The following is a 21,536-nucleotide window of genomic DNA, read 5'->3' as shown; positions in this document are numbered from 1 at the left end:
CAGGCACAAGAAAGTTACAGCATTCAAGCCCCAACTAGCCTATGATAGCCCACCTTGTAATAGCCCTGTTTGCGGTATGGTATGAGCAAGACAACTGAACCCTTCTGGCGTACCAAATCCCTGGAGGAGCTCTCCCGGGAGGAGTGGGAATCCCTCTGCGACGGTTGCGCGAAGTGCTGCCTGCAAAAGCTGGAAGATGAAGAGACTCGGGAGATCTACTTCACCAACGTGGTCTGCGACCTGCTGGACCAGGAAAGCTGTCGCTGCACACATTATCAGGAGCGTTCCATCCTGGTACCCAACTGTATCACCCTCCAACCAATGGATCTGAAGGATCCCTACTGGCTGCCATCCACTTGCGCCTACAGACTGATCGCCGAGGGCAAGGATTTACCTGTCTGGCACCCACTGATGTGTAACGGGGAGAGCCGCCAGATGAGACTCGGTGGACACTCCATCCGTGGCAAGGTGGTGGCTGAGTCAGAAGCGGATGACTGGGAACACCACCTGATCGATTGGATATGAACCAGATAGCAACACTGACTGAATTTCTCGAGTCTGGCGGTCTGCGGCTCGACTATTACGACATGGGCCGGCGGGTAACGCTGATTCCAAGAGACGATTTCATCAATTTCGAGCTGACCAAGGTGCCCTATCCCGCACCGCTTCAGCAGCAGGCCTGGTTTGCTCTGATTCTATCCGATCCGCAACAGCAGGAGCTGGATCCGATGATCTGGTTTCTACGTTTTCCGCTTGATGAACAGGCAAAACTGCTGCAAGCGGCCCGGGACGACTTCCTCCATCGACTGATGGAAAACCTGGGGCAGAGTGCAGCAGGTGAAAGGAGGGAGTTGCAGGCAGCGATTCAGGACAACCCCTACCTGTTTCAGCCCAAGGAGGAGCGTCTGGCCATTTTTCACGCCCGTTTCACCGCCAGCCTGAAGCGACCGGTCTCCCGCTATTATGAACACGCCAAAGCCTATTTCCAGGGTGAACTGGGTTGGGATCAGTGGTCATTTGTGGGATATCAGGGTATTGCCGACCTGGCGGCCCGGATCGGTACGGATCTCGGTGAAACGCAAATGGTCACGGCGATAGCCGAGCTGCCCTCGGCGCCCCTGGAAGCTCTCTGCCACTGCCTGGAGAATGAGCCCATCTCAAAACCGATCACGCTGGCACTGATCAAACGGGCACGTCAGACATTGAAACAGCCGCAAGCGGATCTGAGAATCGTCAGTTCGGTGATTCGCGGTATCTCACAATCAACTGCAGTTGATCATCGTAACGAACTGATATTGAAAGCACTCGAACATCCAGTCTCCTCACACAGCGAACTGCTTGTGGCGATCTCCGGCCGTGCCTGGGAGTGTTTGTCCGAAGAGCAGATCAGTGAGAGGTTTCTGCAGCGCCTGGCAGAGAATGAGGTAGGACAAGAGCTCTTCGATGGTGTGCTCAGCGACCTGCTCTACATGCCGAGCAGCCGTGCCTGGCTGCAATCGAGTCTGCGCAATCCTCAACGATCAGAACAATTGAACAACGCGATCAGCCACTTTTTCGATAACATTCGTCAACCAGAAGTGGATTGAGCTGCAGCTGAATCCCCCCAATGGGCAGGGCAACTCTTCACAGCAGTGACCCAGGGCCTGTTATCACGAACCCAATCGGCCCAAACATACTGGACCGGCTGACTCTCCATTATAATAATCAGAGAGACACTCAACACCACAAGGATCTGGCAAGATGAAAGCACTTATTGCCATAGACCTCTCCCCCGCTTCCTGGGAAGTCATCGAACAGGCGGTAAAGATCCTCAATCAATCCGATGACAACCAGATCTGGCTGTTGCATATCGCCAACCCGGAGCCTGACTTTGTCGGTTACGAGCCTGGCCCCCAGGCGGTTCGCGATGGTCAGGCTAAGGATTTTCACCAACAACACCAGACCCTGCAGGAGTTTGCGGAAAGGCTCAGGGCAATGGGTACGGAGTGCATCGCCCTTCAGGTTCAGGGAGCCTATGCGGATAAGATTCTGCAGGAGGCGGAGAAACTGCAGGCCGAGATTATCGTGGTGGGAAGTCACGGTAAAGGCCTGGTAAAAGAGTTGATCTATGGCAGCACCAGCAACCAACTGGTACGCCGGGCGGAAATCCCTATCCTGCTGGTACCAACCCCGGATTGAGGTTTACCAACGGCTCCCATCCCTGGAAGCCGCCGATCGGTGAGTTACATGTTGGCGATCATGGCATCGCCAAAAGCGGAACAACTCAGCTCCTGTGGGTCATCCATCAGCCTGGCAAGATCATATGTTACTGTCTTGGCCGAGATGGTGGCGCCGAGACTGCTGATGATCATATCCGCCGCCTCGACCCAACCCAGATGACGCAACATCATCTCGGCAGAGAGGATCAGTGATCCGGGATTCACCTTATCCAGTCCGGCATATTTGGGGGCCGTGCCGTGGGTCGCTTCGAACATCGCGACCGAATCAGAGAGGTTGGCGCCAGGCGCAATACCGATACCGCCCACTTGGGCAGCCAGTGCATCGGAAATATAGTCACCATTCAGGTTCAGGGTCGCAATCACACTGTATTCGGCAGGACGCAGCAGGATCTGCTGCAGAAACGCATCGGCGATCACATCCTTGACGATGATCTCGTTACCGGTCTTGGGGTTTTTGAAGGTACACCAGGGTCCACCATCCAGCTCGACGGCACCAAACTCCTCTTTGGCCAGCTCATAGCCCCAGTTTTTGAAGGCTCCCTCAGTGAACTTCATGATGTTGCCTTTGTGCACCAGAGTCACAGAGTCCCGGTCATTATCAATCGCGTACTGGATCGCCTTGCGAACCAGGCGCTTGGTACCTTCGCTGGAGACAGGCTTGACACCAATACCGGAGGTTTCAGGAAAACGGATCTTACTGACCCCCATGGTGTTCTGCAGATATTCGATCAGGGTTTTCACCTCTTCACTGCCCGACTCCCACTCGATACCGGCATAGATATCCTCGGAGTTCTCGCGGAAGATCACCATGTTGGTCTTCTCAGGTTCTTTCAATGGGCTCGGCGTGCCATCGAAATAGCGTACCGGTCTGAGGCAGACATAGAGATCGAGCTGCTGGCGCAATGCCACATTGAGTGAGCGAATACCACCACCCACCGGTGTGGTCAGAGGACCTTTGATTGAAACCACATACTCTTTGACCGCATCCAGGGTCTCCTGAGGTAACCAGGTGTCGCCATCATAGACCCGGGTGGACTTCTCACCGGCATAGACCTCCATCCAGGAGATCTTCTTCTCACCTCCATAGGATTTTTCCACTGCGGCATCGATGACTTTACGCATCACAGGGGTGATATCCACGCCAATGCCGTCACCTTCGATATAGGGAATGATGGGAGTATTGGGAACACTCAGCACCCCTTTTGCATCAACGGTTATCTTTTCACCCTCAGAAGGTATCTCAATCTTGTCATATGCCATGAATATTTCCTGTAGATAGATAATTAACTGTGATACTTGCAAATAACCGGGACAGGCCCCCTATTCCCGTGCAGCGATCACAGGAAACTTCTTATTTTCGGCCATTTGAAAGGAATCTAGGCTGACATTGTAGCCATGTTTCGGTGTACGTTTATAGGTTGATTCAGCTCAGATCACAAGTCCCAAACAGCCATAACTCTTATAACATAATCAAATAATTGACATAACATATTAATTATAAATGACTTTTTAAATACCCAAAAAGTCCTGACCAAATGGCTGTAATGCACAATTCCGCAGGCTGCATGTTGGTTTTGTTTAGTAGCAGTACACAGGGCAAGGGGGGAAACGGAAATGAGAGAATCCTCATAGAATCCTTACAGTGAATGGACCGGAACTTCCCTTTTCCGGTCATTGTTGAACAGCCTATTGAGGCATCAGGGTATTACGATAGACCTGGTTGCCATCGACATCGATCACCGACAGAGTGAACTGACCCTGCTCGTCGATCTCTGCCGCACCGAAATTCATCCACTGACGGGCCTCCTGATAACTGCCTACACTGGAAGAGTCGGGACCATAGAAAAACAGACTCTCGGTACCCAGGGTGGTGTCGAAGTCACGATTGGGAAACAGCCCGGCATTCATCGGACCGGTTACCCCTTCATGTACATGGAAATCAGGATCCTCGGCAAACGGTGTATAGCGGAAGATCTCAGCGAAGTGCACATCGGTGGTAATGAAGACGATGTTTCTCTCACCCTGCTGGTGCATGAACTTCAGCAGATCCTGCAGCTCCTGTTCAAACCCTCTGGGTTGATCGAAGTCGGCCCAGCCATCCCTTCCGTTCTCCACGGGAAAACCGGTAGGAATTGAGATCGGCACACTGGAGACAATGACCTTCCAGGTCGCATCACTCTGTTTGATGGTCTGTTTGACCCAAGTGAGCTGCTCCCTACCCAACATGGTCTTGACCAGCACCTCATCGTCCGCTTCAAGATTGGCATCACGATACTGCCGGTTATCCAGTACGATCAGCTCCAGATGCTGGCCCCAGCGGATATTGCGGTATAAACGACCGGGTGTACGCGAGGACTCGGCGATTGGATTGTAATCGAGGAAGGCCTGCAGGCCCATTGGCAACAGATGCTCACCTGGCGTATAGGGGGCGGAATCCCGGGTGTCGTGCAATGGACCGAAATCGTTGACCACCTCATGATCGTCCCAGATGGCAACATAGGGGGTCTGGCGCAGCATCTCGTTGTAGTTCAGCTCTTCCCGGTTGTACTTCCAATGCGCCCAGTAGTTGTCCAGATCAGCCGATTGAATGAAATCCCCGGCAATCTGTTGATTGCCATAGCGACCCACCGCTTCACACACTCCATCGGCGTAGATCATGTCACCCAGACCGACGAAGAAGTCAGGCTGCAGCTCGTTGACCGCGGCAAAGATTGGAAATCCTTCGTCCACATCGCGACAGACATTCTGTCCTGCCACATCACCTCCCCAGGCAAAACTGACTTCCGCTTTACTGTTTGCCTTGGGTGCGGTCCTGAAATATCCCGACTCAGAATTGTCATCATCGCGACTGCGTTTCGACTCTGTAAACCAGACTTTATACTCATAATCTTTATCGGCCTTCAGTCCGTTGAAAAGCACCTTACCGGTGTAGTCCCCACTGGCATCCACCTTGACGGTCTTAACTTTCTTACCCCGTACCGGACCGTCGATTTTGACATGCATGTAACCCTCACCGTCTGTACGTGACCAGATCACGGCGGAACGGGCAGTGACATCCCCACTGGCCACACCATGGGTAACCGGCATCGCTTCATCACCACCTGCGGAAACCGTTGTCGCAGCCGCCGCCCCGATGGCCAGCATCAGACTAAGCATGAGTGAGTTGTATTTCATTGTTGCACTCTCCATATGGTCATTAAAAAAGTCCGGCAACCAGACAGACTGATGTCGTCTGTTGAATAGCGTTCAGTGCTGAAAGTGATCCGTCTGGTCGTCGGTCAATAGAAGGAGTGCTAAGTAAATAGTGTGACTATTGCCTGGAAATGATGATTCGGTTAAAACTGGATGATCATTCCTTAGTTGTTGATTAAGCCTCTTTTTTGGTTCTGTTTTACGACTGCTATACTTTCAGAATGCCGTAACATGAGTATCAATAAACCACCATTTTGTTAACATGAATGACATTGAAACCAAGTTCTGCAAACCATTTAAACTTGCAATGCTTTGCTGGAGACATTGATGTCATTTCCAAGCCCCCGTTCACTCATCTGTTGCACACTTACCATACTTCTCACACTGTTGATCGGCTGTAACTCATCGAACAACTCGTCCAGCGACAATGGCGGCAATTCAACCACGCAAAGCTCAGCCAAACTGAGCCAATTCGAAAGCTGTGAAAGCTTGAAGAGCTATCTGATCAACACGGCTGAACAACAGAATCTGCTAACCAACTATGTCGCGGAATTGCCGGTATCCGTTGATGACGCGACCGATTCCCCGGAACCGATCTCGTTCGAGGAGGAGCAACCGGCTGTCCAGGAGGTCACCGGCACCAATAACCAGGTCGCCGGCGTGGATGAAGCGGACTTCATCAAAACGGATGGCAACCATACCTATCTCCTCTCCGGCAACTACTTCATGGTGCTGCAGACCTGGCCTGCTGCCGAAAGCCTGGAACTATCGAGAACCGAAATAGACGGCACCCCGAGGGACCTATTGGTATATGAAGACACTGCCTGGGTCGTGAGTGAAATCCATCAGCATGCCTATGAGGATTTCGAGGAGAGTCTGAATGGGGATTTCGCGCCGCGGATCGCTCTGATGACCAAAATCACCATGCTGCAAATCAGCGATCCGCAACAACCTGTGGTGATCAGGGAGACGGTGCTGGAGTCGATCTACATGGATGCCCTGCGGATCGACCAACAGGTCTACCTGGTGGTTTCCACACAACTCGATCTGACTGGCGTGATTGATGATCCGGAGGGTGTGGAAGTTGAGCAACTGTTACCGATGATGGCGGATAACACCAGCCCCGCAGCTCAGATCGATGCAGTCAGTTCAGTCATCAGTGGCTGCAACGAGATCTATCAGCCGGAAAACGTCACCGGTACAGGTACGGTCTCCATACTCGGTTTTGACCTTGAAAATCCCTTGGCTGAATTGACCAGTGCAAGCGTTCTGGCCAACAGCACCATGGTCTATGCCAGCCAGGATAACCTCTATCTCGCCAGTATCGAGGATAACAACTGGCTCTGGTTTCCGGTCTTGGAGGGAGAGGACTATCCAACTCCATCCACTAAGATCCATAAATTCAGTCTCGGTGGCTCGCCACAATATCTTGCTTCCGGCAGCGTGGAAGGTCATCTGTTGAACAAGTTCGCGATGGATGAATTCCAGGGCGAGCTCCGGCTGGTCACCACAGAACTGAACTGGTGGAGAGATGAGGATCCTGAAAACCGCCTGTTTGTTCTGCAGCAATTGGATAATCAGCTGGAGAAGCAGGCAGAACTCAGTGGTCTGGGTAAACCTGGTGAGCGCGTCTTTGCCGTCCGCTTTGATCAGCAACGGGGCTATGTCGTGACGTTTGAGCAGATCGACCCGCTGATCACCCTGGATCTCAGCGATTCAACCAATCCTCAGGTGGCCGGAGAGTTGGAGGTACCCGGGTTTTCAACCTATCTGCATCCGATTGAAGGAGATCGCTTGCTCGCCATCGGTCAACAGGATACCTCAATCAAACTGAGTCTGTTTGATGTCAGCACCCTCTCCCAACCGATACTCTTGTCAGAACATCTGATCGGCCAGGGGAGTTACAGCGAAGCACAGTATGACCATCACGCCTTCACCTGGTTTGAACAGGAGAAGATGCTGGCCATTCCGGTCACCCAGTGGAACAGTGTGACCGATAGCACAGACTTCGGTTTGAGTGATATCTTCAATGGCCTGGAGCTGTTCAGGGTCACTGCCGAATCCGGTATCCAACCCTATGCCGCAATCGATCACGATTTCTTCTATGAAGATCCGGATAATGGAAACTGGTTCTATCCGGAAGGCATTCGCAGAAGTTTCTTTGTCTCCGATGAGCAGATGAACAGTTACATCTATTCGATCAGCAGTCGCGGTATGCTGGTGAACGGCCTGGCTTCACCGGAGCGCAATATCGGCTCCATCGAGCTGCCCTATACAGATCCTGTTTTCTATCTGTTCTGAAGCAGAACAAGACCTCAAAGTCGGTACTTTCCAAAGGCTTTCACAACCCCCATTCATCGGCTTGGTGAGGAGTGAACTCTGTGTGCGTTCTTATTCAGCCAGTGCCGGTTAAAAAATATCAGTAGCTGCTCAGACGGTCCTCCATGACATTACACTCTTCATTCAGTGTGACATGCCAGGGACAATCTGAAAGCGCTTTAAAATAACCCACTTCGTAGAGCCTCTGCATGTAGACCGGATCGAAAAAATCATTCAGCGGTTCGTCGAAGTCAGCGGGTACATTGGTGATATGAATATCGAAGCCGTCCCGTTCAGCCAGACTGGAGATATTCAACAGATTACCACGCCCTTGGTATTTGATCAGCGTACTGATCGAACGACTGGTGATATCACCGACACCCAACCCGACAGGAGCATATTCCGGATCTATCTTGGTATTTCGAATCAACCAGAATGACTTTTGGGGATGCAGATCAAGCTGTTTCTCTATCTCCCGCACCTGCAGTCCTCGGGGATAGACGAAGATCTGGGAAGTGACACCGCCATCAACATGTACTTCCTGAAACTGTTCCCCATCAATCTCAACATCCAGAACAACCGGTGGAAACACACCGGGTATCGAAGCTGAGGCGAGCATGATTTTCTGAATCAACTGTTTTGCACCGGGACGACCGCTTGCGGCAATCCTGCCGATCTCCCAGACAACGGGTCGCTGGGCGTCGATATTGGTGGTGGCGATCTGCAGAATCCGCCCTTTTCGACTCTCTCTGGCAATAGCCTCCACCATATCATCATCAACTTCCTGACTGATGATTTTTTGCAGCGGTTTTGTGTCGCCTAACGCCGATCCGCCAAACAGTGCGCTGAAAGGAGTAAGAATGAAGATATCCTGTTTGGAGGATTGGGTGAAGAGCCGCTTGATCGCATCATCGTAGGCTGAGCCTAAAAAGGCAAAAGGAGCGATCAAGGCGCCGGTGGAAATACCGGTGACCATGAAGAATTCAGGACGCCCTCCCCGATCACTCCAACCTTTGAGGAATCCTGCACCATAGGCTCCATCTTCTGCACCGCCGGACAGGGCCAGCAGATCGAACCGCTGTTTCCACTCTGGATTGCTCTCAATGCTGATACGCAGATTTTCGATCGCTTCATCAAGATAGGGGGCCGGTTTATCCCCCCAGAATCTTATATTTTTGTAACCTGAAACCTGGACACTCTCATAATGATGTTCCGCCGGAGCGGGAAACTGTCGCTGCACGGAGCTGCACCCGGAGATCAACAGCAAAATCAGCGCAAACCATGGCACTTTGCTGAATACAAACTGATAGTTAGGTTTTCTCACGGCTCTTTAACACTCATTCGGTGATTGTATACAAGACATACTAATGGCTTTCAATAAATAAAGAACCTCTGAATTTTCACGCGACACCATTCCAGCCCAAGCCCACTGGGGTGCGGAATAATCTCATTGGGGCGCTGTATTCTGATTGATCACTTTATTGCAGTTTCAAACCATCTACGAATGGAACCACTATTAAGAGCGCATCCCAGCCTAGTCGCCCTGAAACTATATGCAATAATTCGCGTTGAATTACGGACTGATTTTTTTATCTGTTCGGATGAAAGGAATCAGAAAGACCCGAAAAGAAAAAGCGGATAACATCCCTGTTATCCGCTTATCTGTGTCAGAACCACCCATCAGGTCCTGCCAGGTGTAGTCGATTATCTGGATTTTTTCACCAGATCGATCCACACCAGACGATGATCGGAGCCGGGAAAGGGCCAGTCGCCGACCAGATCGAACAAGGGATCCGATGCGGCGGGCCAGAACACGCCGGCACCCAGCATCTTCAGGTTATGTGAAGGCAGAACATAGTCGACCCGCAGGTTGCCAGGCGAACCGTCGGCAAAATCGGCGGTATCGAAATCCGCACCGCCGATATGGCTCAGATTGGCACCTGCCTGTCTGAGCAGGGCATCCGCCCCACCAGCACTGACCGGTGTAATGGCTGTATTGACCAATGGATTGGCCAGCAACTTTGCGGTTGGGTTTGCAGTGCTGTCCCCATCGTGCGGATCGGCATTCAGGTCACCCATGATGACAAACCGCTCGTTGGCCGGCAGCCCTCCAGCCACCCCCTCATCGTCATAGATATATTCCGCACCGGAGATGTAATCGCTCCAGAAGCGGATCTCATCATGGTTGCGGCGACCGTTTCTGTCTTCCGGACCATCGAATACCGGAGGCGTCGGGTGGCTTGCCAGGACATGGATCAGCTTGCCTTTCACCTTCACCGGAATATCCCAGTGGCTCTTTGATGAGAGTCTCAACACCGATTTCTCATCCTCGCTGTACCACGCTTCAGGCAGCATTGAATCCGGCATGTCTTTCCACAGAAACTTCTGGAACAGACGGACTTTACTGTATTTGATTGGATAACGGGATAGCAGCACCATGCCGTACTGACCTGGAAAGAAACCAAAACCCTGGGCATCACCCGGTCCATCCACACTACCGTCGTTATCCATATCAAAACCTGTGGGAATGCCGGTATTGGACTCGGCCACATAGACATGTTTGTAGCGTATCCGCTTCTGACCATTCTGACGTTTCATCAGATAGTTCTTCCGGAAGAGCTCGATCGCTTCATGCTCGTCATCGAAATCAAACTCGTTCAGCAGCAACACATCCGGCCGTACACGCTGGATGATCTCCGCAATGGTTTTGGCCTGTGGATTATCAGGTGTGGAGAGATCCGCGATCAGTTCACCTGGATTGGAACGATTCAATGAGGCGTTGAAAGTGGCAAACCGCACACGCTTCTTTTCAGACAATTCCAACCGCAAAACCACTGGATCATGATCACTGGCCGCATCATGGAATTCTGTATTCAGATGAACCAGATCGTACTCGGCATGTTGTGCCAGATTGTGTGTCAACAGAATATGGTCGAGTGCCTGGGCATTACCCTGGTAGTTGTAACTGTAACGCTCCTCAACCGGCAGAGTCTCCGTCAGATTGGCCAATAGGGGACTCTCATCCCCTTTCAGTGCACGGATCGGATCCATGAATTCAAATTCATTCAGATCACCCAGCACGATCACTCTGGCTTGTGGATCCTCTTCCTGCAGTGCGGCAACAAAACCATTGACAACTCTTGCCTGGGCCAGCCGTTCATCCTCACTGCCGTTAACCGGAGGCTGTACGGAACCGAACAGTGGTGTACTGCCCCCCTTGGAAGAGAAGTGATTGTTGATCAGATGGATTTCATGATCCGCAGCTTCAAAACGTGTATAGAGCGGTTTACGACTGTTGGCAAAGGCGTCTCCATCGGATAGATCCTGATCCGTCAGCCTGCTGACCGACTCCCTGTCTGCTTCGACAGTTTCCGGATTATAGAGAAAGGCTACCCGAATATTGCCACCGGGCTGTCCCCCATCCTGATTATTTTCAGGTGGATTATCGATGTAATCATAGTTGGGTCCGCCGGCAGTTCGAATCGCGGCCACCAGCAGCCTCAGTGTCTCATCAGCATCCACAATTCCATCATCGGCGGATCCCGAACTGTCCTGTATCTCCTGCAAGCCAATGATATCGGGAGATTGCAGTTGGTTGACAATCTGCTCGGCCAGACGATCAAAACGGCCATCGGCCAGATCCTGATCACCATCTTCATCATTCGGGTCAAGATTCAGAACATTGTAGCTTGCCACGGTCAACTGACGTTCACCCTCGGTTACCAGACGGGTCTGCTCAGCCTGCAGATAATTATCCGTACGCAAGAAGTCTTCTGTGGGATAGACCTCAAAATTACCGTATGAATAGCCCACCACCCCGGTAACGTCACCGAGTTGATCACCGCTATTCACATTGACATGGAAATCATGTATTCCGCTGTCAAAATCGATCTGGACTCTTTCAGGATTGAAGTCGTCCGGTTTGATCGTGATACCACCGCGAAGGTTACGACCCGATGCATCCTCACCATTGTTGGCCAAGGTGAAGATCTCACCATACCGGTTGGTTGGCGATACGGCGACCGCATCCTCGATCGTCACCCGCATGGCTTCCAGACTCTCATAGAAGTCGATACCATCATTCTGCGGATCGAAGTTTGCCAGCATATCGTCATCGATAATCTGGTTTGGCGCGATCCGGCCACCACGCCCGATTATCACCGGATCCGGCAGCATATTATTCTGTGATTCGACTGTCACATCAGGGCGATAAAACTGGGTACTGGAGAGATTGCCTGTACCTGCACCACCCGGAAAGTACTCGCTTACCGTGCCGCTTACCTGAACCGCATCACCCACTTGCAGACCATGGCCGCTACCGGTGTAGAGATAGATGGCATCGGAGGTTGAATTATCCCCGTCTCCCAGCACGTCCTGGATAAAGACTGCATTGGAGTCGGTAGCGGTGACCACACCTGTGGTGGTGACGTTCTGTCCTTCATAAGGTGAGCTGTGGCCAGCTCCCTGGATATCATAGATGGCGACAGTGTCGTTGTTATCATTTCCACCGTCACCTGAATCACCACCATCGCCAATCACAGAACCGTTGAGACTCTGACCCAGGTTCAGAGCAGAGACGGTTTGTGTAAGATCAGCCACCCAGATGAAGTCTGTATCCATGACTCCACTGCCCTGCATCTGCATCGACTGGCCAACAGCGGTTGAAGAGGTTTCGGCGACGCCGATATCCATACTGGTGATGCCGGCAGCTGGACCGGAACTGGCAACAAAGCTGCCCTCGTAACTGATGAACTGTACGACTGTACCCGCACTGTCGATCAGTGCCAGACCGTCCGGGGAACCATTCTGGATACCACTGTGGCTGATTACTGTGAAACCATAACCACTGCCCGTGTCATCTGTTAGCACACCGGACAGATCGATGTTTGCATAAGGACTGCGTACTGAAGCTGAACCGTTATAGAGCACCAGTTGCCAACCGCTCAGATCTGTACCTGTTGGACCTGTGATCTCTACAAACTCGCCGGTATCACTACCGGTATTATCATAGTGGATCTCGTTTATAAAGACGGTTGTATCGGCAAAAACCGGTTGGCATGAGGCCGCAAATAGAGCCGCCGCCAGGCGCTTATCGTTTAACATCTGTTTATATCCTTACATTGATAGGGTCAGCTCATCTCAAACTGGCTCACAACCCTATACTTGTTCCATTTCGTGGATTTGAGCATTTGATGACGCTTTTTTTATCTTTTTTCTACAGATCGATATGTGCGTTTTATGACAACCAATTTCTTATCACCGGATTTCACTAAATAACCCGGAGATTAAGTATGTGGTGGTATTGATATGCTCAACTGAAGCTTGGATTCTGGACAAAAAAAAGGTGGCCATTAGCCACCACAGACGTACTCAATCCCTTGCTTGTTTTGCACCGGTCTCCCTACCGGTTTCAGTTATTTTTCTTTACTGTCTATGGATCCATCTCTCTCTACTTCGATTCTCCGGCATGTCGACTGATTGCCCAGGTAGCATCCCCATCCTCTGCAGCAGAGTGTTGAACATTGACATAGAGTACACTGGGATCATGAGGATTGAAATAGATACCTGAACCCTCTGCTTGTGGATCACTCAAAGAGGCAAACAGTGAGACTTTGCGCGAAGCACCAAACTCGTTGGTATGCTGGCTGGCGATCCAGATATCCGACGGCGAGTTATCTTCAATCATCAGCAGATCACCTGTTGGCGCTTCAGCCAGATTGTCGACACTGTCAAAGCCTGTCTGATGTCCCTCATCCCCAGGGTAGCCGATTTCCACCGGGACATTGATTCCGGGTTTCACAAAGTTACTCACTTGCATTGACTTCAGATCGATTGCAATCACACGCCCTTCGTACAACTCTTCTGTATAAACCAGTTGACCTGAAGTCGGTACAGCCGCCGTATCCCGAGGCCCTTCCGTAATAGCCACATAGAGGGTATTGCCAATCACCTCCAGATCTTCCGGTCGTTGATAACTTTGACCACCAGCCTGACTGGCGGAAATCCGCGCCGATTGAGGATCGATTGGGCCAACCCACTCACCCTGACCGACACCATCCGCACCCGTAACCTTCAGGCTATAAAGCTTTCCGGATGAGAGATCCCCTGCCACATCGGGGACAAATTTATAGATACCGCCACCACAGGGCACTACCCCTCGACACCCGGAGGTACGACCACGGTATTCATCAACCAGATAGAGGTTCCCTGCCCTGTCAAGCTCTATTCCTTCGTGTGCGAGACGCCCCACTGCCGGTCTGTCGATCACATCCCGGGCCGTTACCAGATCTTCGTCGAGAAGTATCTCAAACAGTCTTCCACCTTCAATCTCTTCAGCAAACAGCAGGGTTCCCCACGGTGTCCAGCGAATGCCATCGAGTGAGTTATAGCTGGAATCCTGCACCAGCAGAGTCGCCTCTCCGGTTTTTAAATCGACCACACTGACAGATCCACCTTCCGGCAAACTCTCCGGCAGTTGTACTTCGTGGGTACGATACAGGAAACGGCCATGCCGGGGTCCGGTCTCGTTGACTGTGTTCATGTCATGCCAGTCATTTCGACCCTTGTCATAGATATTCAGTTGTCGCTCGCCAGCCACAATCCATTGTGTGTAGCCCCGAGGCAACTTCCAGGGTGAAGCGGGATTCCAATCAGTCCATCTGGCCGATTCATCAAGTGGTTTGAAATTATAGCTCTTCAATCCCTCAGCCGTCACACTCCCTCCGGCCAGGGTAATCAGAACTGTCATAAACACTACCGACAAGGGTCTGAACATCTATGCTTTTTCCTCGCTTGCAAACGTTGTCACTGTCAATCCCTGACTGATCGAATCTTTGCTATTCAAGGCCCGATTCGCTGCATGATTTGTAAAAAAAACAACTCATCAGGGCGAACTTCTTGTGGTAACCATGTGTGATTCACCTATCTGAATCAGATTCTAACATGGCAGCGATTACACCAGCACCTTAGCGCGTTTTCGTCTGCCTGAAATATATTAACCATACAATTGCAATCATCCTGAAAGGCTTCGGCTCTACACTCACCGACCGATGTTTGACTAGTGTTGGAAAGCGATAAGCCTATGACAGAGAAACGGCAAAGCCAAATCACATCGCCGAACATCGACTTGTGAGCATCCTGATATAACAGAATCAATCTATTCCGGAGATAAGCCAGTGAACTCAACACTTACCAAAATCGCTACCAGCTTTGCAGCTCTATTGATCTCCTGCTCAGCGATAGCAGGTGATGATCGTGATGACAGATCCGAACGAGAGAGTGGCGACAGTTTTGCTTTCGCCATGATCGGTGACGTTCCCTATGGTGTAGCACCCTATAGTGACTATCCTGCGTTCGACAATCTGGTCAACAAGGTCAACCGCCAGAAAAAGCTGAAGTGGGTTATCCATACCGGTGATATCAAAAGCGGTGGCACCGAATGTTCCGATGATCTTTTCTACGATCGGCTGGACCGCTACAACGCATTCAAAAAGCCTTTCATCTACACCCCTGGTGACAATGAGTGGACCGACTGTCATCGGGTCAACGCCGGTGAATACCAGCCGCTTGAAAGACTCGCAAAACTGAGAGAGGTATTCTTCTCCAATCCCGGCAAAACCATCGGCGGTAAGACCATGTCTGTCGAGACCCAGGCTTGGACCCCAGGCTACGAGGAGTTTCCGGAAAATGTACGCTGGAGTAAAAATGGCGTAATCTTCGCAGCCCTTCATGTAGTTGGCAGCAACAATGGTCTGAAAGACTTTGACCCTGCCTCCTCAGTAGTCCGCGGTGATGAGGATGATGCTGAAGCCTATCGTCGGATCGACGCGGCGGTACATTGGATCAATGACAGCTTCGACAAGGCGATTGAAGAGGATGCTCCAGGACTACTGTTCATGATGCAGGCCAATCCCATTCTGGAAGTCGGTTATACCCTACCACAAGGGGATGCCCTTACTGCAGCCAGAGAAGGTTTCAATGAAATCTTAACCACCATGGAACAACGTACATTGGAGTATGCCAAGCCGGTTGTTCTGGCACACGGTGACTCCCACTACTTCCGGGTGGACAAACCGGGGCTGGTTGAAAATGGCTTTATCGGTAATTTCACCCGGGTGGAAAACTTCGGCTCGAGTCGGGTTCACTGGGTCAAAATCAGTGTAAACCCGAAATCGAAACAGGTCTTCAAGTTTCAGCCCATGATCATTGAAGAGAATCTGTAAACTGATCGGCTGATCGTATGTTTCAGGGTATGGATCCATGCATCCATACCCTGAACTGAGAAGGAACAGGATTACTTTTTCCGACCGATTTTGCGGTTGCCCAACCAGCTGATCAGAATATCCTCGGAAAACCTGAACAACAGGAAGAACAGCATCGCCACGATGCCGGTGAGAATTAATTCAAAGGTCTGCCACAAGGCGCCCTCACGCAGCGCAACCAGGCCGTAAGTAACGATGAACTCCCAATTCGCTGCAAGCAGTCGAAAGATGTTGATGCTCAAAAAGCCGAAGGCCAAAGCAGAGACTATTAACAGCAGGAAAGTCAGAATCGGCCGTTTCAGTAAATAGTCATGGATCGTCATGATCTGCTCCGTCAATAGTGTTTCTGTTTGTTGTTATTAACCCCGCACCTGAATCACCTGCCCTCCGCCTCCTCAAGCAATCTCTGACTTGGGCATTCACCGGAATGCCGGTTTGATCGGGAATAACTCTGAATTCCGTTTAAACTTCCGCTATCCCTGCTACAACTGCGCAGAATTCAATACCAGCATTTTCTCGATCTGCATATCACGGATTGTATGGGGTATGCCACCAACCCCCAGTCCGGACTGGCGTAATCCTGCAAAGGGCATACCGTCCACCCTGAAAGCCGTATGATCATTGACCATTACTGCTGAGGCGTCGATATTGCGATAGACCATCATCGCTTTGTCGATATCCCGGGTGAACACCGCCGCCTGGAAGGCATAGGGCAATCCATTGGCCTGCTGCAGGGCACTCTCCAGGGAGTCGCTTTGGTAGACACAGACCACCGGTCCGAAGATCTCCTGTTGAGAGACTTTAGAGCTATGGGATGGGTTATAGATCACGGTTGGGCTGTAACAGTTGTTATCCAGCCTGCCTCCATCGTTCAAGCGTTGACCACCCTCTGTCACCGCCTCATCCACCCAGCTTGCAACCCGCTCCATCTCAGCCGGTCTGATCAATGGCCCAACTTCGGTCTCCAGTGAAGCAGGATCACCAACCTTCAAGCCATCCGCGAGTTGCGCCAGACGCTGACTGAACTCCTCAGCGATACTCCCCTCTGCAAGGACCCGCTGTACAGAGACACAAACCTGTCCGGCATGGTAGAAACCCGCTTTCAGTACCGATGCGAGGGCTTTATCGATGTCCGCATCCTCAGCCAGAATCAGTGGCGCCACCCCACCATGTTCGAGGGCGCACCGGGTGCCCGGGGCAAGCTTGGAACGTAACATCCAACCCACCTTTGCACTGCCGATGAAACTGAAAAAACCAACCCGTTGATCGGTCACCAGACGCTCCGCCAGCTGCAGGCTTTCAGGCAGTACAAATTGACACCAGGGCTTGGGCAAGCCCGCTTCATGCAGCATCTCGACAAAGGCTTTGCATGAGATCGGCGTATCCTCGGCCGGTTTTACGATAACCGGACATCCAGCCGCCACGGCGGCTGCCACCTGATGCACAATCAGATTCAACGGATGATTGAAGGCACTCACCGCCACGACCACACCAATCGGTTCCTTTTGGGTAAAGGCCACTCTCTGGGCACCGGCCGGAGTACCATTGATCGGCACAACCTCCCCGGCTTCCGTACGTATGGTTTCAATCGCCAGCTTGATGCCGTCAGCCGCCCGTTTCGCTTCCACAATCGAGTCGACCAATGGCTTACCACCTTCCCGGGCAGCCTGCAGTGCCAGTGCATCACATCGCTCGGTCATCAACTGGGTAAGTCTTTCCAGTATCGCTACCCGCTCATGCAGTGGTACCCAGGCCTGACGATTCCGATAGCAGCCGTAGGCCGTCTCCAGCGCCTGCTCAATCACTGTACCATCACTAAAAGGTATCTCTTCAAGCAGAGAGCCATCATAGGGGGAAGTTACCTTAAGGCTGGTGGTCATATATTTTTTCCTCAACTGGACAATGGGCAGGGCTGGGTGATTTCACCAAGTCTTCGGGTCAACTTCATATTCTCCCTGTAGTCGACCGGTGCAACAATCAAACTTGGACCGGCTTTTGAAAAAGCTGCCTCCAGGGTATCGGCAAACGCTTTGCTTTCGGTCACCTGATATCCATGCCAGCCAAAGGATTCCGCCAACTGCAGCCAATCCGGATTGTTGAATGCCAGATCGGTATGGCGTCCGAACTGACTCTCCTGCTTCCAGGCGATCAATCCATAGGCGTGATCCTCCCATATCAACATCACCAGATTGCAGTTGAGTCGCTTGGCCGTCTCCATCTCCTGAATATTCATCATGAATCCACCGTCGCCGGAAATACCGACGATGCGTCTCTCCGGGGCGACCAGACTGGCGGCTATGGCGCCGGGCAATGCTGCTCCCATGGAACAGAAACCATTGGGTATCAGGCAGGTATTGGGTTGATGGCAATGGTAGTGTCGGGCAATCCACATCTTATGGGCGCCCACATCGGACAACAGAATATCGTCCGGGCCCAGTACCTTTCGAACATCCCACAACATCTTCTGCGGACGCAGCGTCCCCTCTGTTTCATCATCCGCATGCATTGCCAACTCTTCCTGCATCAGCCGCCGCAGTTCCTGTTGTCTGGTGAGATCGAGATCGGGTACTCCCCGCTGTTCCAATCGTTCATTGATCATCCACAGGGTATGGGCCAGGTCACCCACCAATTCGACCTGGGGATGATAGTATTCATCCACTTCCGCAGGCAGAAAATCAGCGTGAATGATCGGCTTGTTCTTATGCGGATTCCACAATCTGGGATGGTATTCCACCATGTCAAAACCGAGTGTCACCACCAGATCAGCCTCATCAATGGCAAAGGTGGGATAGTCTTTGCTACCGAGCCCGATGGTATAGAGACAGTAGTCCGAATCAAAATCCACAGCACCTTTGGCCATGAACGTTGTCAGTACACCGATACCGGTCTTCTCACAAAAAATTCTCAACTGTTTGGCAGCGCGGCGGCGAATCGCACCGTTACCGGCGATGATCACCGGTCGTTTGGCATTTTTGAGTAGTTCGAATGCCCGGTCGACAATCTTATCGTCAGCGACAGAGCGTCTGAATCGGCGCGGCTCCAATGGCTGCGAATCGACTTCATGTTTGGCGATGTCTTCCGGTAACTCAATCAGCACCGCACCGGGTTTTTCCGTACGCGCAATACGCACCGCTTTGCGTACCACTTCCGGAATGGTAACCGCATTGTAGATACTGGTGGCCCACTTGGTGACCGGATTGAACATATCCACCACATCCATAATCTGATGAGACTCTTTATGTAAACGTTCAGTGGATCCCTGCCCGGTAAGCACCAGCATCGGTGCACGGTCCATGTTGGCATCGGCAACACCGGTGATCAGGTTGGTCGCACCAGGGCCAAGTGTCCCCAGGCAGACGGCGGGGTTTCCGGTCAAACGACCATAGATCTCAGCCATGAATGCCGCACCCTGTTCATGGCGAGTCAGAATGAATTTGATCTTTTCAGATTTTTCAAGAGAGAGCATGAAGTCGGCGTTCTCCTCTCCAGGTACACCGAAGATATACTCGATACCCTCTTCCTCCAGGCATTTTACGATAAGGTCAGATGCTTTCATGAATTTGCCACGCTTTGTTTGTTGTTATAACCATATAGGGCCTGTTAACGCTAATCCAATAGGCCCTGGTACCATTCCCCGTAGACGGCAGTAGTCTCTATACAACAATAGCATGCACAAGTTGCTCACCCTCTACTTCTGATGGCGTAGAGTTAAGCGGTCGACATTGAGAGTCATCTGCTGTAGATCAAAGATTCGCAGATACCATGCCAACTGCAATTATCTGTGCAGGACTCATAGAGCCAATTCAATTGACATCGATTGCTGACAACTACCGTCTACTCAAATCCTATACTCAATTAATCACTGTATGGATTCACACATTGGCTATTTCCAGATTAGGGTATATGTTTTAGCTAGCCAATCAGATGGACGGCAATGACGATTGGCGCTCTTTCTGTTGCAACCCAAAAGGAGATAATGGGTTCGTATTACCAGCTCCGAACAGTTTCATCTCAGAGTCACAATAAGATCAACAATCAAAACATATCGTTTCAGTAAAATCGTCGCACAGATAAAGACCCTGAACACTCGGACAGGCGGAGTCTAAGGCGAGACATTTTCCGCTGTGGCACGGGTATTGCTCCAAGCATAATAAAACAACAATTATTTTGACTTTTAACATTAATATATACCAATCAAAGGATACTCAGATGGCATGTCGTGTAGGCAAACTTATCTCAGAGCCAGTCTCATCACTGGACAGTGATACTGACATATTGACCGCTTCCCGCTTCATGGCGGATAAAAACCTCGGCTCGCTGGTGGTGATGGATAAACAGCAGATTTCCGGTCTGTTTACCGAGCGGGACCTGCTGGTGCGCGTTATTGGTGCAGACCAAGATCCGTCCGCACTAAAATTGAGCGATGTCTGTACAAAAAACCTGGTATCCGTCCACTACGACAGCTCCTGCGCCAATGCCATCAAACTGATGCGCAGCAACAAATGCCGGCGCCTGCTGATCTATAAAAACGATGAATTACAGGGTCTGGTGAATATCTCCGATGTGGCCCATGCCCTCGCGGACCACAGTTCCGGTAAAAACATGCTGGTGAATTTTGTTGGCGGCATCACCCTGATGGTGGTACTGATGGTCATCGGGGTATTGATTTCACACTTCCCCGATATGCTGCAACTGGCCGGCCACACGATGGACTGATCCACGGCTGCGAACCCCCACGCCTGCCAACAATCAGAATCGGGTTATGGCTGATTGACAATTAAATCAAACGTTTGATTTAATACTTATTCGGAACTATACTTCCTGCTCCATCGAACAGGCCCCGACTCCCATGTCCACCGCCCCCGCTGAAAGCCAGAATGACACCCGAACCCGCCTGTTGAATGCGGCGTTGCAGGCCTTCGGCAGTCGGGATTATGATGGGGTCAGCACCCGGGAGATCGTAGAGATGGCTGACGCCAACATCTCCGCCATCTCCTACCATTTCGAGCACAAGCAGGGTCTCTACCACGCCACTGTCGCCTACCTTTGTGAGATTCTCAAAGCCGGTATGGCAGAGCAGCTGGATTCACTGGAGCCCTGGCTGAAGCAGGCTTCAGCGGAGGATTGTGGAGAAAAGGCCTGTCAGTTTTTAGGCCATTTTTTCGAGCATATTCTGCTGGGAGAGGTCGGAAAACATGCACCGGGGATTATCTTCCGCGAACAGAACCGGCCAACCGAAGCGTATCAGATTCTGTTTGAAAATCTGCTCGGCCCGATGCACAAATCCCTGGCTCAACTGGTCGCCAAATACCGTGGGCAATCTGCACAGGATCCCCAGGTTCTGTATATGGTTCACAGCCTGCTGGGTCAGACTGTCATCTTCAGAATTGCCCAGACCACCCTGCTGAAAATTCTTAAACGGAAACGCTACAGCGGGGAAAACATCAACGCCATCAAACGCCAGCTTGGAGCTCAGTGCCGAGCTATTCTCGACACTCAGCCGATCACCAACCATAGTAATCATTAACCGTCCCACAGATAGAGA

15 protein-coding genes are annotated in these 21,536 nt (G+C 51.4%); 7 read left to right on the top strand and 8 right to left on the bottom strand.

The genetic code is table 11. From position 1 onward, the window contains the following. Positions 1-81 precede the first annotated feature (81 nt). The 3 genes from A3193_RS19425 to A3193_RS19415 all read left to right on the top strand — a co-directional run bounded on the left by A3193_RS19425 (position 82) and on the right by A3193_RS19415 (position 2,178). Entirely contained in the window at positions 82-525 is a 444-nt protein-coding gene (locus tag A3193_RS19425) for a YcgN family cysteine cluster protein (protein WP_069006353.1), read from the top strand. Continuing rightward, on the top strand, positions 522-1,586 hold the full coding sequence (locus A3193_RS19420) for a DUF3549 family protein (RefSeq protein WP_069015636.1): 1,065 nt from the start codon (positions 522-524) through the stop codon (positions 1,584-1,586). The genes A3193_RS19425 and A3193_RS19420 overlap by 4 nt, the downstream gene beginning before the upstream one ends. A 154-nt stretch (positions 1,587-1,740) precedes the next feature. Then, positions 1,741-2,178, top strand: coding sequence for a universal stress protein (locus tag A3193_RS19415; RefSeq protein ID WP_069015635.1), 438 nt, complete (start codon positions 1,741-1,743; stop codon positions 2,176-2,178). 44 nt (positions 2,179-2,222) lie between these two features. Here the strand turns inward: A3193_RS19415 and icd are convergent, their stop codons facing one another. Both icd and A3193_RS19405 read right to left on the bottom strand, forming a co-directional pair. Continuing rightward, the gene (icd, locus tag A3193_RS19410; RefSeq protein WP_069006356.1) at positions 2,223-3,479 is read right to left on the bottom strand and encodes an NADP-dependent isocitrate dehydrogenase; all 1,257 of its coding nucleotides are present in this window, start codon (positions 3,477-3,479) and stop codon (positions 2,223-2,225) included. 426 nt (positions 3,480-3,905) lie between these two features. Continuing rightward, on the bottom strand, positions 3,906-5,393 hold the full coding sequence (locus A3193_RS19405) for an alkaline phosphatase D family protein (RefSeq protein ID WP_069015634.1): 1,488 nt from the start codon (positions 5,391-5,393) through the stop codon (positions 3,906-3,908). A 345-nt stretch (positions 5,394-5,738) separates the two neighbouring features. On the opposite strand from A3193_RS19405, the gene A3193_RS19400 reads away from it, so the two are divergent. After that, the gene (locus tag A3193_RS19400) at positions 5,739-7,712 is read left to right on the top strand and encodes a beta-propeller domain-containing protein (protein WP_069015633.1); all 1,974 of its coding nucleotides are present in this window, start codon (positions 5,739-5,741) and stop codon (positions 7,710-7,712) included. Positions 7,713-7,830: 118 nt separating this feature from the next. Here the strand turns inward: A3193_RS19400 and A3193_RS19395 are convergent, their stop codons facing one another. The 3 genes from A3193_RS19395 to A3193_RS19385 all read right to left on the bottom strand — a co-directional run bounded on the left by A3193_RS19395 (position 7,831) and on the right by A3193_RS19385 (position 14,478). Next, on the bottom strand, positions 7,831-9,054 hold the full coding sequence (locus A3193_RS19395) for a patatin-like phospholipase family protein (protein WP_068992233.1): 1,224 nt from the start codon (positions 9,052-9,054) through the stop codon (positions 7,831-7,833). A gap of 380 nt (positions 9,055-9,434) precedes the next feature. Further along, a complete protein-coding gene (locus A3193_RS19390; RefSeq protein WP_069015632.1) occupies positions 9,435-12,833 on the bottom strand; it encodes an endonuclease/exonuclease/phosphatase family protein in 3,399 nt (1,132 codons plus the stop codon). Positions 12,834-13,179: 346 nt separating this feature from the next. Then, positions 13,180-14,478: an alkaline phosphatase PhoX gene (locus A3193_RS19385; RefSeq protein ID WP_162272515.1), complete on the bottom strand. Its 1,299-nt coding sequence runs from the start codon at positions 14,476-14,478 to the stop codon at positions 13,180-13,182. 427 nt (positions 14,479-14,905) lie between these two features. On the opposite strand from A3193_RS19385, the gene A3193_RS19380 reads away from it, so the two are divergent. Next, positions 14,906-15,952 (top strand): metallophosphoesterase, encoded by a 1,047-nt coding sequence (locus tag A3193_RS19380; RefSeq protein WP_069015631.1) that lies wholly within the window; start codon positions 14,906-14,908, stop codon positions 15,950-15,952. A gap of 71 nt (positions 15,953-16,023) precedes the next feature. Here A3193_RS19380 and A3193_RS19375 read toward each other — a convergent pair whose 3' ends face one another. From A3193_RS19375 to A3193_RS19365, 3 genes are all read right to left on the bottom strand, one after another. Next, positions 16,024-16,314, bottom strand: coding sequence for a hypothetical protein (locus tag A3193_RS19375; protein ID WP_139117067.1), 291 nt, complete (start codon positions 16,312-16,314; stop codon positions 16,024-16,026). A 159-nt stretch (positions 16,315-16,473) separates the two neighbouring features. Beyond that, positions 16,474-17,871 carry an aldehyde dehydrogenase family protein gene (locus A3193_RS19370; RefSeq protein WP_069015630.1) on the bottom strand — a complete coding sequence of 466 codons (1,398 nt, stop codon included), beginning with the start codon at positions 17,869-17,871 and terminating at the stop codon, positions 16,474-16,476. Positions 17,872-17,882: 11 nt separating this feature from the next. After that, positions 17,883-19,547: an acetolactate synthase large subunit gene (locus A3193_RS19365; protein ID WP_069015629.1), complete on the bottom strand. Its 1,665-nt coding sequence runs from the start codon at positions 19,545-19,547 to the stop codon at positions 17,883-17,885. Between the two features lie 653 nt (positions 19,548-20,200). Here A3193_RS19365 and A3193_RS19360 point away from each other — a divergent pair. Then, positions 20,201-20,707 (top strand): CBS domain-containing protein, encoded by a 507-nt coding sequence (locus tag A3193_RS19360; RefSeq protein ID WP_069006366.1) that lies wholly within the window; start codon positions 20,201-20,203, stop codon positions 20,705-20,707. Between the two features lie 133 nt (positions 20,708-20,840). Further along, on the top strand, positions 20,841-21,518 hold the full coding sequence (locus A3193_RS19355; RefSeq protein ID WP_069015628.1) for a CerR family C-terminal domain-containing protein: 678 nt from the start codon (positions 20,841-20,843) through the stop codon (positions 21,516-21,518). The last annotated feature ends 18 nt before the right edge of the window (positions 21,519-21,536 follow it).

It is taken from the genome of Candidatus Thiodiazotropha endoloripes (assembly GCF_001708965.1).
In the GTDB taxonomy this organism is placed as follows: Bacteria; Pseudomonadota; Gammaproteobacteria; order Chromatiales; family Chromatiaceae; genus Thiodiazotropha; species Thiodiazotropha endoloripes.
This window is presented reverse-complemented; position numbering and strand designations above follow the sequence as displayed.

Bases quoted from the DNA above. Each gene is read 5' to 3' on its own strand.
- A3193_RS19355 (WP_069015628.1), top strand. From the start codon at position 20,841: ATGTCCACCGCCCCCGCTGAAAGCCAGAATGACACCCGAACCCGCCTG.
- A3193_RS19385 (WP_162272515.1), bottom strand. From the start codon at position 14,478: ATGACAGTTCTGATTACCCTGGCCGGAGGGAGTGTGACGGCTGAGGGA.
- A3193_RS19405 (WP_069015634.1), bottom strand. From the start codon at position 5,393: ATGAAATACAACTCACTCATGCTTAGTCTGATGCTGGCCATCGGGGCG.
- A3193_RS19370 (WP_069015630.1), bottom strand. From the start codon at position 17,871: ATGACCACCAGCCTTAAGGTAACTTCCCCCTATGATGGCTCTCTGCTT.
- A3193_RS19415 (WP_069015635.1), top strand. From the start codon at position 1,741: ATGAAAGCACTTATTGCCATAGACCTCTCCCCCGCTTCCTGGGAAGTC.
- A3193_RS19400 (WP_069015633.1), top strand. From the start codon at position 5,739: ATGTCATTTCCAAGCCCCCGTTCACTCATCTGTTGCACACTTACCATA.
- A3193_RS19420 (WP_069015636.1), top strand. From the start codon at position 522: ATGAACCAGATAGCAACACTGACTGAATTTCTCGAGTCTGGCGGTCTG.
- A3193_RS19390 (WP_069015632.1), bottom strand. From the start codon at position 12,833: ATGTTAAACGATAAGCGCCTGGCGGCGGCTCTATTTGCGGCCTCATGC.
- A3193_RS19365 (WP_069015629.1), bottom strand. From the start codon at position 19,547: ATGAAAGCATCTGACCTTATCGTAAAATGCCTGGAGGAAGAGGGTATC.
- A3193_RS19425 (WP_069006353.1), top strand. From the start codon at position 82: ATGAGCAAGACAACTGAACCCTTCTGGCGTACCAAATCCCTGGAGGAG.
- A3193_RS19375 (WP_139117067.1), bottom strand. From the start codon at position 16,314: ATGACGATCCATGACTATTTACTGAAACGGCCGATTCTGACTTTCCTG.
- icd (WP_069006356.1), bottom strand. From the start codon at position 3,479: ATGGCATATGACAAGATTGAGATACCTTCTGAGGGTGAAAAGATAACC.
- A3193_RS19360 (WP_069006366.1), top strand. From the start codon at position 20,201: ATGGCATGTCGTGTAGGCAAACTTATCTCAGAGCCAGTCTCATCACTG.